This is a genomic window from Ruegeria sp. SAZD011 (genome assembly GCF_059612545.1).
Map to the genome: position 1 here is coordinate 183,122 of NZ_JBXWQU010000021.1, position 14,310 is coordinate 197,431.

12 protein-coding genes are annotated in these 14,310 nt (G+C 64.5%); 1 reads left to right on the plus strand and 11 read right to left on the minus strand.

Annotation, left to right across the window (positions count from 1 at the left end):
- Nucleotides 1-23: 23 nt before the first annotated feature.
- The 11 genes from AC2FLM_RS08200 to regB all read right to left on the minus strand — a co-directional run bounded on the left by AC2FLM_RS08200 (nt 24) and on the right by regB (nt 13,570).
- A complete protein-coding gene (locus AC2FLM_RS08200) occupies nt 24-854 on the minus strand; it encodes an arsenate reductase/protein-tyrosine-phosphatase family protein (protein WP_496857140.1) in 831 nt (276 codons plus the stop codon).
- A 79-nt stretch (nt 855-933) separates the two neighbouring features.
- On the minus strand, nt 934-1,311 hold the full coding sequence (locus tag AC2FLM_RS08205) for a Lin0512 family protein (protein ID WP_234220916.1): 378 nt from the start codon (nt 1,309-1,311) through the stop codon (nt 934-936).
- The gene (locus AC2FLM_RS08210; protein WP_496857141.1) at nt 1,308-1,658 is read right to left on the minus strand and encodes a Lin0512 family protein; all 351 of its coding nucleotides are present in this window, start codon (nt 1,656-1,658) and stop codon (nt 1,308-1,310) included. Before AC2FLM_RS08210 ends, AC2FLM_RS08205 begins: the two co-directional genes overlap by 4 nt.
- Before the next feature lie 87 nt (nt 1,659-1,745).
- A complete protein-coding gene (gene trxA, locus AC2FLM_RS08215; RefSeq protein WP_011049545.1) occupies nt 1,746-2,066 on the minus strand; it encodes a thioredoxin in 321 nt (106 codons plus the stop codon).
- A gap of 60 nt (nt 2,067-2,126) precedes the next feature.
- Nucleotides 2,127-5,483, minus strand: coding sequence for a double-strand break repair helicase AddA (gene addA, locus AC2FLM_RS08220; protein ID WP_496857143.1), 3,357 nt, complete (start codon nt 5,481-5,483; stop codon nt 2,127-2,129).
- Nucleotides 5,480-8,407: a double-strand break repair protein AddB gene (addB, locus tag AC2FLM_RS08225; protein WP_496857145.1), complete on the minus strand. Its 2,928-nt coding sequence runs from the start codon at nt 8,405-8,407 to the stop codon at nt 5,480-5,482. Before addB ends, addA begins: the two co-directional genes overlap by 4 nt.
- A complete protein-coding gene (locus tag AC2FLM_RS08230; RefSeq protein WP_496857147.1) occupies nt 8,400-9,086 on the minus strand; it encodes a nucleotidyltransferase family protein in 687 nt (228 codons plus the stop codon). The genes addB and AC2FLM_RS08230 overlap by 8 nt, the downstream gene beginning before the upstream one ends.
- Nucleotides 9,083-10,090, minus strand: a complete 1,008-nt coding sequence (locus AC2FLM_RS08235; RefSeq protein ID WP_496857149.1) for an aminoglycoside phosphotransferase family protein — start codon at nt 10,088-10,090, stop codon at nt 9,083-9,085. Before AC2FLM_RS08235 ends, AC2FLM_RS08230 begins: the two co-directional genes overlap by 4 nt.
- Complete coding sequence (gene tsaE, locus AC2FLM_RS08240) at nt 10,087-10,560, minus strand: tRNA (adenosine(37)-N6)-threonylcarbamoyltransferase complex ATPase subunit type 1 TsaE (RefSeq protein WP_496857151.1); 474 nt, start codon at nt 10,558-10,560, stop codon at nt 10,087-10,089. Before tsaE ends, AC2FLM_RS08235 begins: the two co-directional genes overlap by 4 nt.
- A 42-nt stretch (nt 10,561-10,602) precedes the next feature.
- Entirely contained in the window at nt 10,603-12,105 is a 1,503-nt protein-coding gene (locus tag AC2FLM_RS08245; protein ID WP_496857153.1) for a PAS-domain containing protein, read from the minus strand.
- A 67-nt stretch (nt 12,106-12,172) separates the two neighbouring features.
- On the minus strand, nt 12,173-13,570 hold the full coding sequence (gene regB / locus AC2FLM_RS08250; protein ID WP_496857155.1) for a sensor histidine kinase RegB: 1,398 nt from the start codon (nt 13,568-13,570) through the stop codon (nt 12,173-12,175).
- Between the two features lie 87 nt (nt 13,571-13,657).
- Between regB and AC2FLM_RS08255 the strand changes: the two genes are divergently transcribed.
- Entirely contained in the window at nt 13,658-14,278 is a 621-nt protein-coding gene (locus tag AC2FLM_RS08255; protein ID WP_234182114.1) for an SCO family protein, read from the plus strand.
- The last annotated feature ends 32 nt before the right edge of the window (nt 14,279-14,310 follow it).

A 14,310-nucleotide genomic window follows, 5' to 3' on the forward strand; every position in this document is an offset into this window, starting at 1 on the left:
TTGTGAAAACAGGTCGGATCGGGTCAGGCCTCGCGGCCCAGATCATCGACCGCGCGTTGCAGGGAGATCCGGTCAAGCTGCTCGAAAGGCAGGTTGGCAAAGGCCTGAATGCGGTTCTTCAGCGTGCCATAGACCTGTTGAAAGGCGAGGTTTTTCTGTGCGTCGTTGCCTTCGGCGCGGACAGGGTCCGGCAGGCCCCAATGGGCCGAGATCGGTTGCCCCTGCCAGGCCGGGCATTCCTCGTTTGCGGCGCGGTCGCAGACCGTAAAGACGAAATCGAACTTCGGCGCGTCTGGCGTGGTGAACTCAGCGATGTTCTTGGCGCGCAATCCGGTCACGTCATGACCCTTGGCGCGCAGCACCTCGACCGCGCGCGGGTTGAGTTCTGAATAAGGCTTGGTCCCGGCGGAAAAGACGTTGAACCGGTCACCGCCTTCGGCCCGCAACAGGGTCTCGGCAAAGATCGAGCGGGCGGAATTGCCAGTGCATATGAACAGGACATTGTATACTGGATGGGTCATGACGGAACTCGTCGCAAGAAGAGAGAGATCGTTGGGCAGGCACAATTCAGGGCGACCCCGGCAGCAATCGAGGAACAGCGCATTCATCGTCTCGCGCATGCCGTCCATATCCACCTGGTAAAGCAGCGAGGTGCCCTCGCGGGTCTGGGTCACCAGCCCCACCTGCACCAAAGCAGAAAGATATGACGATAATGTGCTGGGTTTCACATCCAGCGCGGCGCCGATTTCACCGGCGGCGACGCGGCCCGGATAGCGGCGCATCAGCAGCCGGAACACGGCCAGCCGCTGCGGGTGCCCAAGGGTGGACAGGCGAAGGGGGATCGTTATTTCCATATTTCGCGTTTTATCGAAATAAAGGATTCGCGCAAGCCTCTTTATGCTGCCCTTCCTGTTTCCGCTTGGCTGGGGGTGCTCAGGCCGGATCGTCCGGTGTCAGCTGATATTTGCCCGCAAGGGAGGGCAGATATGCCTCGATTGCCGCAGTTGCCACGACATGGCGGGTTCCGGCATCCGGGTCCGCCACGTCCAGCCCGCCCAGCACCGCGCGCACCGTGGCAACCCCGCGCGGCAGCTCGGCGGCGACGGCCTCGCAATCGACCTCGTCGGGCTGCTGTACGCCGATGGTTACCTGCACCCGCATCTGCCCGTGATCGATCCGCAGCTTCGAAAACAGCGTGATCGAGGAATGGTGCAGCGCATCTTGCACCGCCCGCTGCGCCGCCTTGGTATAATCCTGACCATAGAGGTCATTGCCGGTGCCCATCTCAAGAATCATCCGATGATCGCTCATCCCGCCGCCTCCATGTCAAAGGACACGACCACCGCCGCATTGGCGATGACCGTGCGTCCGCCGCCCTGCGGCTTGTCGATGTCCAGCCCGCCTTGCCGGACCGTGATATTGGGCTGGCCGTAGGGAAACACCGCCGCCAGAACCGTCGTATCCACCGCCTCGGGCCGCTGCACGCCAATCTCGGCATCGACGATCATCGCCTCTTTCGGAAAGCCGAACAACTCGGCCATGTTGACCGAGTTGTGCCACAGCGCGTCCTTTAGTGCGCGCAGCGCCGCCTCGGTATAATCCTCGCGCCTGAGCGACGTGCCCATGCCGAATTCCACCAAAACCCGCGTCTTAGCCATTCTGCCTCTCCTGCCATCGCCCGTAATCGGAACGAAAAAGAGGCGCCCGATGCGGGGCGCCTCTTGGTTCATAGCGTGAAACCGGCTTCAGATCGAGCTGTCGATCCAGTTCTGCAGCGCCGCTTTCGGTGCGGCGCCGGCGCGGTTCGACACGACCTGACCGTCCTTGAAGATGAACAGCGCCGGAATGCCGCGCACGCCCATGGCCGCGGCGGCGTTGGGGTTGCTGTCCACATCGACCTTGGCAATCTTCACCTTGCCGGCATATTCGGTTGCCAGTTCTTCCAGGGCGGGGCCGATCTGTTTGCACGGGCCGCACCATTCGGCCCAGAAATCCACCACTACGGGGATGTCCGAGTTCTTGACTTCGGCGTCGAAGGTTGCGTCGGTGACGGCTACGGTGGACATGGTCTGTCTCCAAAAAGGGATGCGCTTGGGCCGGAAAGGTAGGTTCCCGATGGGGGGAGGTCAAGATATCTGGATGCGACCCAGGGCAGCGGCCACAAGATCGTGAGGCAACCACATGATCTGTGCAGTGCGAGTCCAGAGGATGCCGGTGCGGATGGTGCGTCCGGGATAGACCTGTTCCAGCGCATGTGCATAGGCGCCCATCTGCCGCAACAGCCCCTCGGGGCAGGCTTCGGGCCGGTCTGGCACCACCGCGTTGCTCTTGAAATCGACGACGCCGATCTCGTTCTCACCGATCAGCAACCGGTCGATCACTCCGTGCAAGCGCCTTGCCCCCAGCGGTGCCGAGATCGCCACCTCGGCCAGGGTGCCGGGGGCAAAGATGTCAGCCAGTGCCGTGGAGCTGAGCACGCCGCGTGCCTCGGCCAGCAGTTCGTCGCGCAAGGGGGCATCAAGGTCTGGTAACAGGCGCAACGCGTGATCGGTCCAAGCCGCCGGTTCGGTTCCGGGCAGATGCTCCAGCAACAGGTGCAACTGGCTGCCGCGCGCCTTGGCTGCCTCTTCATCTTGGCCGGCATCGCCGGGCAGGGCCTTGGCACCGCCCAGATCCGAGGGCGCAATGGTTTTGACTGTGGATACGGGATCGGGCGCCGGGCGGCTCGCCCAATCGGGCAAGGTCACGGCCATATGAGGCGGGGCCGTTTCCTCGACCAGCTCAGGTGCGGTCCAGTCGCCATGTTCCAGCCGCAGGATATCGCCCTCGACCCCGGTCGCGCCAGCTTCGGCCATGGCGTCTGCAACCGCCTGATACCAGCTGCTGCCATCGCTGCCAAGATCGCCCGCCGCCGCCACGATCAACCACTTTTCCGCACGCGTCAGCGCCACATACAAGAGCCGTAGCCGTTCGTTCATCTCGCGCGTCTGCGCTGCCTCGCGCGCGGTCGAGAGCAGCGCCGGAGAGCTGTCACGCGGCACCCGCCATAGTGGTGTGCCCTCGGCCAACATGATCTCGGCATCGCGTGGCGCGCGGCGCTGGGCGGTGTCGGGCAGGATCACGATGGGCGCCTCCAACCCCTTGGAACCATGTACCGTCATCACCCGGATCATGTCGCCCACCCCGGTCATCTGGCGCTTGATCTCCAGATCGTCGGTCTGCATCCAGACAAGGAACCCGGTGAGACTGGGAATGTCCGAGCGTTCATAGGCCAGCGCCTGGCTGAGCAGGGCGTTGATCCCGTCCTCTGCCTCGGCGCCCAGCCGGCCCAACAGCTTGCGCCGCCCGTCATGCCGGGTCAGGATCCGCTCGATCAGGTCATAGGGGCGCAGGAAATCGGTCTGCCCGCGCAGGTCGTCGAGAATGGCCAGTGTCTCGGGAAACTCGGTTCGCCGCGCCCTGAGCGTCGCCCACAGGTAGCGGTCGTTCCGGCGATGCGCCAGATCGAAGAGCTGCTGTTCGCTCCACCCGAACAGAGGCGATTTCAGCACTGTGGCCAGCGACAGATCATCCTCGGGCGTGGCCAGAAAGCTGAGCAGGGCGGCCAGATCCTTGACCGCCAGTTCGGCCCCGACCTTGAGCCGGTCGGCCCCCGCAATCGGCAGGCCCGCCGCCTTGCAGGCGCGGATGATCTCGGCAAACAGATCGGATCGGCGCTGAACCAGGATCAGGAAATCGCCGGGCCGCACCAGTCGCCGCGCGAATGTGCCAGGTGTTTCGCCATCGATCGGGATGGTTTCGCCCCGGTCGATCATCTCGCGGATCTGCCCGGCCACCTGCTCGGCCAGGATCACCGTGTGATGGCGCGCGCCGGGCCGGTCCACCGGGTCGGTCCAGTCGCCGTCTTCCTCTTCCTCGACCTTGTCGATCAGCGGCCAAAGGTCGACCCGCCCCGGCAGGTCGGATTTGAAGGCCCGGTGCAGGGACTCTTTGTGAAACCCCGCCTGCGCCCGGTCCCGGAACACCAGATCGACCAGCCCAAGGATCGCGCTGGACGAGCGGAACGAGAATTCCAGCGTCAGATCTTCCAGGTTAGAGCCTGAATCGTGCAGCTTGCGCCCGAATTCGGCCTGCATCCGGTCAAACGCGTCCGGGTCGGCGCCCTGAAAGGAATAGATCGACTGTTTCTTGTCGCCGACGACAAAAATAGTGCGCTCAACACCCGAGCGCGCGCCTTCGCCGCTGGTGAATTCCTGCGCCAGCTTCTCGATCACGTCCCATTGTTCGGGGCTGGTATCCTGTGCTTCGTCCACCAGGATATGATCGATGCCACCGTCGAGCCGGTAAAGCACCCAGGCCGCGACGCCCGGATCGGTCAGCAATTGCCGCGCCTTCAGGATCAGGTCGTCAAAGTCGAGCCAGCCGCGCAACTGTTTGCGCCGGGAATATTCCGGCAGAAACGCGGCCGCGAACCGGTGCAGCGCCAGAGATTTCTCAGCGGCAGCCAGCGCAAGGCGCTGGTCGCGCGCTGCCTCGACCCGCAGCATCAGCGCTTCGAGCTGGGGCATCTGTCCAGCCAGCACGCCTTGGCGCAGACCCTTGGTGGGAAAGCCGTCGATCTTGGCCGAGAACGGCGATTTCGCGCTGGCTCCCGTCAGCAGCACCTGTTCCAGCACGATCAGCCCGTCAAGTGTCGGCCGGGTAAAGGCAGCAAGCCGCGCGGCGGCTTTCTGGTCATTGGCGCCACTTGCCAACAACACGGGGAGAATGGATTGAACCATCTCGACCTCGCCCCCCAGAAAGACAGTGGCCAGCAGCGCTTGGGTATCGAACTCCTCGGGCAGGTCGAACAGGGTCAGTAGCCCGGCCCAGTCCAGCGGTTGCGCAAAGGCCGCGCGCCTTTGGCAGATGGCGGCGGTCAGGCTGGCGAAATCGGTATCGGTGATGTGGCGGGCCAAATTCGAGATCAGCGCAGCCTGCGGGCCGGCGGCCATGTCTTCGACGATCTCTTCGCGCAGCAGGGCGGCGGCGCGGTCCTCCATTTCCGAGAATTGCGGGCTGACCCCCGCTTCCAGCGGGAACCGGCGCAAGAGCGTGGCACAGAACGAGTGGATGGTCTGGATCTTGAGCCCGCCGGGCGTTTCGATGGCGCGGGCGAACAGGGTGCGGGCATGGGCCAGCCGCGCATTGTCAATCGCCCCCGGCACCCCCAGATCGGACAGTTGCGCCCTGAGCGGCGCATCCGCCAGCATCGCCCATTCGCCCAAACGCTTGAACAGGCGGTTCTGCATCTCGCTGGCCGCCGCCTTGGTATAGGTCAGGCACAGGATGTGCTGCGGCTGCACATCGCTGAGCAACAGCCGCGCCACCCGGTCGGTCAGCACCTTGGTCTTGCCCGACCCGGCATTTGCCGCCAGCCAGGTCGAGGCGTCGGGCCGCGCGGCCTGTACCTGACGTTCGGTCGCTGCGTTGCGGGTGCTCATGTCAGATCCTCGGGTTCGGGCGTGGCGCTGCGGTCCCATTCTCCGAACCGCGCCAGATGATCGTAATCGCCGATATCGCTGTCCTTGTGCAGCATCCGGCGCGAGGTGAAACCCTGATCTGGCTCGAAATAGGCGCCGATCAGCTGGTGCAGCTCGGCCCAGACTTTGACCGGGGGCTCGGCGTCGAGCGGGGCCGGCACCTCTTTGTAGCTGCCACCCATGCCGATAAAGACCGCGCGCGCCACCGGGGCCGGGTCGATCCCCTCGAAGCCGCCCTCTTCGGCCAGCGCAGCCTCGATCAACAGCTGCCGGTCGAATTTCGCCTGCTGCCTTTCGCTAGGCGGTGCCCCTGTCTTGTAGTCGTAAAGACACAGCGAGCCGCGTTCGGTGCGGTCGATCCGGTCGGCCCGCCCGGTCAGGGTGAAATCCAGCCCGTCGAGCTGTTTGCGCATCCGTGCCTCGAAGGCGATCGGGCCGGCATCGGCGCGCCGGGCCTCTTCGGACAGCAAAAAGGCATCGGCCACCCGGTCGAGCCGTGCCAGCCACAGCGCCCGCGCCGTGGGCCAGGCGACCAGCTCCTCCAGCATCGTGGCCGCACGTTTCAGGAAGGTGTCGCGGTTGAGCAGGGCCATGTCCAGCACGCTGTCGCGCACGAAACTCTCCAGGACCTCGTGGATCACGATCCCCCTCAACAGCGCGTCGGGTGCCTGCACCAGCGGGTCCAGCGGTTTGAGCCGCAGCACATGCCGGGCATAGATCGCGTAAGGATCGCGGATCAGTTTCTTGATCTCGGTCACCGACAATTGCCGGGGCCGCGCGGCCAACGGGGGTCGGGGCGAGGGGCGCGGGGCCGGGGCGCTGCGCGGCGCCTCCTCCAGCGCCTCGGCCATGGACAGCCAGCGACGGCCGCGCGCGCGCATCTCGGACAGCGCCACGGCGCCGCCCTGATCGAGCAGGCCCTGCAACAGGTTGGTCAGCCGGTTCAGCCAGCGCGAGGGCACGGTTTCGGCATCGTCCGAGCGTTTGGCGCGGGTCAGCCAGACCTCGGGCGCGCCGATGGCCTGCTGGAAATCATGCGCCGACAGGCCGATGCGACGTTCCGGCAGCAACAGGCCCGCATCGTGGCGCATGCGCCGGTTCAGCCAGGGGTCGGGGGCAGGGGACTCGGGCCAGCTGCCTTCGTTCAGCCCGCCCAGGATCAGCAGGTCAGCCCCCATCACCCGCGCCTCGAGCGTGCCCCAGATCATGATACCGGGATAGGGGGCGTCGCGGTCGCGCACCTCGCCCGTGGACAACAGCCCGCCCAGAAGGTCGGCGAAATCGCGGGCGCCCATCTCGCCGCCATGCGGGGCCTCGTCGGCCAGAGCGGTGACAATAGCCAACGCCTCTTGCCCGGCCTTCTGTTCCCAAAGGTTGCCGCTGCCGCCCTCGGCGCCTGCCGACAGCGCCTCGGCCAGCTGGCGCAGGCGGTCGACCCATTCGGACAGCGGCAAGACGCCGTTAACATGCTGGTCGCAGAAACAGCGGGCGACCCAGTTGGTCCAGCCTTCGGGCACCTCGCGGCGGGTGGCGAAAGCGGCCAGATCCTCGGCACCGGGAAAGGGCGGGCCGTTGCGGCGCAGGTCCAGCTCCAGATCGCGGGTGTGGAGCAGGTGTTCGTTGCGGCCCTCTCCGGTGTGACACAACGGGTGTTTCAGCAGCGTCAGCAGTGCTTCGCCATCCAGCCGGGACGAGAACAGCCCCGCGACATGGCGGAGGAACCGGCCCGGTGGTGACAAGTGCAGTGGCAGGCCGGCGCTGTCATCGGGCAGGATGTTCCAGCGATCAAGCGCGGCGCTGACCTGCCGTGTCAGCATCCGGTCGGGGGTGATCAGCGCCGCGCTTTGCCCATCCTCTGCCGCCTGACGCAGGCGCAGGGCGATGGCCAATGCCTCGTCCCGCGGACTGGACGCCTCGATCAGGGTGACGTCGCGGGTGGCGGTATCGATACCTTTCAGCTGCGGCCCCTCACTCATCCAGGCGTCGGTCACCGGTGCGGGGCGAAGTGCCAGCGACACCAGCCGGTTGCGGCAGGGGCAGGGGGCCACGTCATCCGACCAGGGTGAGATCTGATCCGGCGTCAGGCCCAGCCGCGCCATCAGTCGGGCAAAGCGGAACTGGGGATGATCTTCGGCGGTCAGCGCGTCCTCGAGCCCGTCCCAGACCCGCCCCGGCTGGTCGAAGTCAAAGCCGGGCAGTACCACCGCGCCTTGCGGCAGGCGGGCAACCGCCTCCATCAAGAGCATCGTGGTCCCGCGCGACCCGGTGGAGCCGGCCAGGATCACCGGATGTTCAGGCGGGTGCTGCGCCCATTCGGCGATCAGCGCCTCGACCACGCGCCTTTGCCGGGCCTGCACGTCCAGTTCGTCGTCACCGCTGCGCAAATAGCGCTCGGCTATGGCGATGAATTGCTGCGCACGCGCCCAATGCCCCGACTGGTCGCTGACATCCAGCGCCCGAATGGCAGCGGGTGTAACCCCTTCGCCCTGCATCTCGTCGATCAGAGCGGCCAGGCTATCGGAAAGGTCGAAAATCGAGGCCCGCGCTGCCAGATCGGGCTGCTGGTCCAAAAGGCGCGTGATCAGCTGCACCAGTTCCAGCCGCCGCCGCAATGGTGGAACGGCGGGTGGAAGATGGGTGGCCGCGCCCAGCGCCGTCAGGTCGGTGACCAGCGACACCCGCGGCAACAGTGCCGCCGGCCCGGCATCGAACAACGCGCGGATGCGCCGCTCCATCCGGTGGGTGTTGACCACCAGCTGCACCCCCGCCAGCACATGCGGTGGCTGCCCGGCAACACGTTGGTGCAGCCCCTGCACCAGCGCGCGCGGGAAATCGACGCCGGGCGGCAGGGCAAAGATACGGGGGTGCGGGCAGGGGTCAAACATCGCGCAGCATCTCCTCGGCCAGAGCGATCCCGCCTGGATGGCCGACATCGCACCAGCGCCCCGGATATTCCAGCGCAAAGAGCCGCCCGGCCGCCCCGATCCTGTTCCAGAGAAGGTTCAGCGAAAAAGCAGGCACGTCAAAACCATGCAACCCGCCCGTCTTGACGATCTGCACCCCGCCATAGACCAGCCCCGGCCCGCGTTCGATCCGCCCCTGCGCATCAAGGCTGAAATCGCCGGTCCCTGCATGTCCGATGGCCTGTTCCAACGGCACGCACATCAAAAGCGCATCCATATGTGCCGGATCCCAAGCCTCGGCCAACAGGGCAAAGGGATTCGGCCCCGACCAGATCGCATCGGTATTGCTTGTAAACACCGTTTCGGCCCCAAGCATCGGCAAGGCTTGCCGCAACCCCCCGCCGGTATCCAGGATATCGGGCTGCTCCTCGGACAAGAGCACCCCCCGTGGCGCCAGATGCGCCGCCAGCATCGGGGCAAGGTAATGCAGGTTCGCTACGATCCGAGGCGGGGAAACTGCGCGAGCCAGATCCAGCGTGTGATTGACCAGAGGGCGGCCCGCCACTTCGATCAGGGGTTTCGGGCGGGCACGGGTCAGGTCGCCCATGCGGGTGCCGAACCCGGCGGCGAACAGCATTACGGGCAGGTCGGTCTGTGTCATCTCGGGTGCAGTCGGGCCAGGTTTTCGGGTGAGGGAGGCGGCAGCGTTTCGCGCAGCAAGTCTGCGATACCCGCCATGGCCGGATGCTCCAGATCGCGCATCACATGGCGCCAGACCGCGGCCATCAGCGCCAGATACCGGGTCTTGCCCATCTCGCGCGACAGCCGGGCAAAGACGCCCAGAATGCGCAGATTCCGCTGTACGCCCAGCACGGCATAGGCGGTGCGGAATTCGTGGTCGTCCGCACCGGTCTCGGTTATGAACCGGTCGATCATGCGCATTTCGATCCGGGCCGGCACATCTCGCCGGATGTCCTGCAACAGGCTGACCAGATCATAGGCCGGGTGGCCCACGACCGCGTCCTGGAAATCGAGCAGCCCGACCCGGGCCGTCCCGGCGCGATCCGGCAGCCAGAGCAGGTTCTCGGCGTGATAGTCCCGCAGGATCAGCACTTTGGGTCCCTGGATCGTCCGGTGCAGGACGCCTCCGAACCGGTCGATAAAGCGATCCCGCATCTCGGTGCTGTCAGCGCCTGTGATCCCACTCACATAGTGATCAAAGGCGATATCGGTCTTTTCGGCCAGCGGCGCCGGGCCATAGCTGTCGAGACCGGCCATCAGCGGCATGTCGCGCAGCGCTACCAATAGATCGGTCGCGGCCTCGTAAAGCGGCACTTCTTGTGACGGGTCGCGGGTGATGACGCGGGTAAAGAGGTCGTCGCCCAGGTCTTCGATCAGTAAAAAGCCCTGCGCTGGATCCTCGGCCAGGATCTCGGGCGCGCTCAGGCCCTGGGCGCGCAGATGCCGCGCCGTTTCGACAAAGCGGTGTACCGTTTCGCCCTGCGCGGGCGGGGCGTCCATCAGCACGGCGGTCTGGCCGGTTTCCGGGTTGCTCAACCGCTCATAGCGGCGAGCCGAGGCATCGCCTGCCAGCGGCGTTCGCGAGGCGCCGGCCCAGTCGGTTTCGGCCAGGAAAGCGGTGGCAAGCGCGCTTCGGTCACTCATTTCAACGCCTCGATGCGCGTGGTCCATTTTGGATCGGTCCAAGACAGGGTCAGGCGGCGTTTCAACTCGTCCTGAGGGTCGGTTTCGAAATGCAGATGCAGGGCATGATCCGGTGTCAGAGGGCCCAGCCGGTCTGGCCATTCAACCAGCGTGATCGCGTCCGAGAAGGCTTCGGACAGGCCCAGTTCCTCGATCTCGTCCAGTCCGGTCAGGCGGTAGAGATCGCTGTGCCAGATCTCGCCCCGGGTGCTGTCATAGACCTGTACCAACGTGAAGGTGGGCGAGGGGATATCCTCGGCCACGGGTAGCAGGGACTGGATCATGTGACGGGCGAAATGGGTCTTGCCGCTGCCGATCTCGCCCGACAGCAACAGGCAATCCCCCGCTGTCAAAGCGGCACCGAGAACCACCGCCAAACGGGCGGTTTCATCGGGGCTGTCAGGGTGCAGGATCAGGGGCAAAGCGGTCATGGCGCCACAATGACCGCGGTGCATTCCGGCTGCAAGGCGGTATCACCCCCCGGCGTGGGCGGGGCCGCGCGCGGCTGTCTCTACGGGTGCAGAAAAGGATACCAGGGTAGAGCCGTTCTGGATCGGGCTGACAGTGCAGATCAGATGCGCGCCGCTGCGCAATTGCACGCGCCCCCCCCATTCGGCCCGGTTTTCGCGGCTTTCGACAAAGTCTCGGATCTCGCCCCAGAGCGGCGTCGCGGCGCAAAGGTCCTGCCAGGTTCGGGTCGCATCCACGATCGTCACCTGTGCAAAGCTGAGATCGGGATCGGATTTCCACAGCCGGTGATAGGCGGCGTTGGAAAAGGCCAGCGACCCGTCGGCGGCGAACACCGCTATCGCCGCATCCAGATGGTCCAGCACCGCCTGCCCCAGCTCCAGTTCCGAGCGGAACCGGCGGGTCAGGGTGATCTCGGCGGTGATGTCCTCGAACAGGAAGGCCACCGCGCCATCAGGATGGGGCCGCCCGCTGACCGAATAGACCGAGCCCGAGGGCAGCGACCAGGTTTCCTGATAATTGCCGCTCGATGCCGCTTGCAGCAGGTCGTTCATCTGCTGGCGCCAGCCACCGTAATTCTTTGGCTCCGGCATCATGTTGAGATTGCGCAGCCTGTCAAAGAAGCTCGACACCTCGGGTCGGCTGCTGAGGAAATCGGCGGGCAAACAGGTCAGGTCGATCAAGGCGGGATTGAACAGGGCCAGTTGCCGGTTGCGGTCAAATATCGCCAGCCCGATGGACAGTTGGGCAAAGGTCTTGGCAAGGGTCTGCACGAAATTGCGCTGGGCGACTTCGGCATCGACGACCGCGTTGATGTCCATCGCGTAGCAGAGACAGCCTTCGTCCTGCGGGACGATAACAACGTCGAACCATAGTTTGGTGCCGGTATCGCCGGTCGCGATGGAAATCCGGGTTTTCTTGCCCGGCGCGCCTATGTCCGAGACGTCGGGAAACAGCGGGTCGAACAGTTCCGGCGAGCGACCTCGAACCTTTCGGGCGAGAACCACATAGGCGGCGTTACACCATCGGATGCCGCCATCTCCGCCTAGATACCAGACCGGATAGGGAGCCTGGTCCATCGCAAGTCGCAGCGGGTCGGTATCGGGGTTCTGCCGTTTACCATCTTGTGTCTGGCAATGCCTGCGCAGTTCGACCCGAATGATGCCGTCGATCCATTCGCAAAAGACATCGCGGTCAGCCCGTCCATCGATCGCGGTGACGACCAATTCTCCTTGCTGTTCCACGTGCTCGGGATCCGATGGGAATCCAGGGAATTCGTCAGCAAGCCTGTCGCGCAGGCCGTGCCAGTCATGAATACCTCTGTCGGTGCCTGGATGCGAGGCACCGATCAGGTCGGTGCCGTCAAATAGAAACACATGCCCTTGCCCGCCGCCCGGTTCGAATATCCGTCCTATTGGTTTGCCCGCGCGCATCGAGACGATCAGGAACCGTCCTGTCAGACCCGCAGACAACAGGGCAATTGCCGCCAGAGCCAGCCAATCCGCCATATTCGCAACCCGCCTTGTCCCGTCCGAATGGATCGATCCTGAGGGTCAGAGGTTAACACAAGTTTAACTAAACTTGAAACTGCTCATTCAACCCTAGCGGGACAGGATTCTCGCCGGTCTGAGCGTCGATCTGCGACCGGGGCCACACGACCAGAACGATTGCACCACGGCGTTCGGACTGATCGGTAAGCGTCTGGTAGGGATCCGAACCATTGGCAAAGCTCAATTCGGCTCCGCTGCGTTCCAGCAGGGTCTTGGCGATGAACAGACCCAGGCCCATGCCTTCGTATTCCGGCCGGGTGCGGCGGTCGATCTCGGCACGGCGACGGCGCACGAAAGGATCGCCGATCCGGCCGATCATGTGGCCGGGATAGCCGCGACCGTCGTCCATGATTGAGACCGTGATCGTCTCGGCTGTCCATTCCGCCTCGACCCAGACATTGGCACGGGCAAAGTCGACCGCGTTCTGGATCAGGTTGCGCAGCCCGTGGATGACCTCGGGCTTGCGCAGGATCGAGGGCTGTTGCAGATCGCCACCCGCTCCGGGACCTTCGTCGAAATGCACGGTCTTGCCGCGGTGCACATGCGGTTCGGCGGCCTCGTGGATCACGGTAGACAGCGGAGCCTGGCGCAGATGCAGATCGTCCTTTCCCGCCCGGCCCATGTCACGCAGGATATCGCGGCAGCGATCCGCCTGCTCGCGGATGAGCGCCGCATCCTCGCGCAGGTCGGGGCGGTCATCCAGCTCTTCGACCAGCTCGGAACTGGCCAGTTTGATCGTCGCCAGCGGTGTTCCCAACTCATGTGCGGCGGCGGCCACCACGCCACCCAGATCGGTCAGCTTCTGTTCGCGCGACAGCGCCATCTGGGTCGCAGCCAACGCCTCGGACATCGATTGCACCTCGGAGCTGATCCTGTAGGAATAGGCGCCCAGAAAGATGATCGCGATTATGATCGCCGTCCAATGGCCAAAGACGAACACATCCGGAATGCGCAGGACAAAGCCCATCTCGGTTCTCAACGGAACGTGATAGAGGCCCAGCAGCGTAACCAGAACTATGGCCGTGGTGCCGATGAACAGGGTCGAGCGCAGGCCCATGACATTGGCCGAGATGATCACCGGCCCGACCAGAAGCAGCGCGAACGGGTTGTGCAATCCGCCGGTCAGATACAGCAGGAAGCCCAGCTGCAACAGGTCGAACAACACCATCAAAAAGTTCTCGAACTCTCCCAAGCGCTTGTTTTCAGGGAAAAGAAAGATCGCAAGCAGGTTGCCGACGGCCGAAATGCCGATGGCCAGGTAGCACAGGCCCAGGTTCAGTTGCAGGTGATAGCTGTGCTGTGCGACCAGAATCGCGGCGACCTGCCCGGCAATGGCCACCCATCTGAGCAGGATCATCGTGCGCAGACGGATCCAGCTGCTGCGCTCTTGTCCGAGCACGAGGTTCATGTTGGAGTCCGGCATCGCGCGCCTATGTCCAGTTGCAACGGCTGGCTATCTTGATAGGTGTCCGGGCCGAGACGATCAACATCTCTGACCTTGAGGCCGAAAATGACCCGACTCTATGCCTTTCTCGCCGCGGTGGTCGCTGCCACCGCACTGGGCGCCACCTGGATCGCCACCCGAGGCGGTGATGGAGATGATCGGTTCGCCCAATGTCGCGCCGGGCAGATTGCCGGCGGGGCCGAGACCATCGGCGGCCCGTTCGAACTGGTCAATGCCAAGGGCGAGACCGTGACCGACAAGGATGTGATCACAGAGCCGTCGTTGCTCTATTTCGGCTATACGTTCTGTCCTGATGTCTGCCCGCTGGATACCTCGCGCAATGCCGAGGCCGTGGACCTTCTGGAAGACCGGGGCCAGAGGGTGACCCCGATCTTTATCTCGATCGACCCCGACCGGGACACCCCCGAGGTGGTTGGCGATTTCGCCGCCAACCTGCACGAGCGCATGATCGGCCTGACCGGTTCGCCCGAGCAGGTCAAGGCCGCAAGTCAGGCGTACAAGACCTATTACCGGGCACAGGACAAGAGCGACGAGTACTACCTGGTCGACCATTCGACCTTCTCTTACCTGGTGCTGCCCGAGCATGGCTTTGTCGAGTTTTTCCGCCGCGACGAGACGGCAGAGCAGATGGCCGACCGGATCGGATGTTTTCTGGACGCCATGTGATCACGACAGAGGCGTTTGACCTTGCCGCAGTC

What these genes read in the sequence shown, in the direction of transcription:
- trxA (WP_011049545.1), bottom strand. Translation starts at nt 2,066, where the DNA reads ATGTCCACCGTAGCCGTCACCGACGCAACCTTCGACGCCGAAGTCAAG.
- regB (WP_496857155.1), bottom strand. Translation starts at nt 13,570, where the DNA reads ATGCCGGACTCCAACATGAACCTCGTGCTCGGACAAGAGCGCAGCAGC.
- AC2FLM_RS08235 (WP_496857149.1), bottom strand. Translation starts at nt 10,090, where the DNA reads ATGAGTGACCGAAGCGCGCTTGCCACCGCTTTCCTGGCCGAAACCGAC.
- AC2FLM_RS08210 (WP_496857141.1), bottom strand. Translation starts at nt 1,658, where the DNA reads ATGGCTAAGACGCGGGTTTTGGTGGAATTCGGCATGGGCACGTCGCTC.
- AC2FLM_RS08205 (WP_234220916.1), bottom strand. Translation starts at nt 1,311, where the DNA reads ATGAGCGATCATCGGATGATTCTTGAGATGGGCACCGGCAATGACCTC.
- AC2FLM_RS08200 (WP_496857140.1), bottom strand. Translation starts at nt 854, where the DNA reads ATGGAAATAACGATCCCCCTTCGCCTGTCCACCCTTGGGCACCCGCAG.
- addA (WP_496857143.1), bottom strand. Translation starts at nt 5,483, where the DNA reads ATGAGCACCCGCAACGCAGCGACCGAACGTCAGGTACAGGCCGCGCGG.
- AC2FLM_RS08245 (WP_496857153.1), bottom strand. Translation starts at nt 12,105, where the DNA reads ATGGCGGATTGGCTGGCTCTGGCGGCAATTGCCCTGTTGTCTGCGGGT.
- AC2FLM_RS08255 (WP_234182114.1), top strand. Translation starts at nt 13,658, where the DNA reads ATGACCCGACTCTATGCCTTTCTCGCCGCGGTGGTCGCTGCCACCGCA.
- addB (WP_496857145.1), bottom strand. Translation starts at nt 8,407, where the DNA reads ATGTTTGACCCCTGCCCGCACCCCCGTATCTTTGCCCTGCCGCCCGGC.
- AC2FLM_RS08230 (WP_496857147.1), bottom strand. Translation starts at nt 9,086, where the DNA reads ATGACACAGACCGACCTGCCCGTAATGCTGTTCGCCGCCGGGTTCGGC.
- tsaE (WP_496857151.1), bottom strand. Translation starts at nt 10,560, where the DNA reads ATGACCGCTTTGCCCCTGATCCTGCACCCTGACAGCCCCGATGAAACC.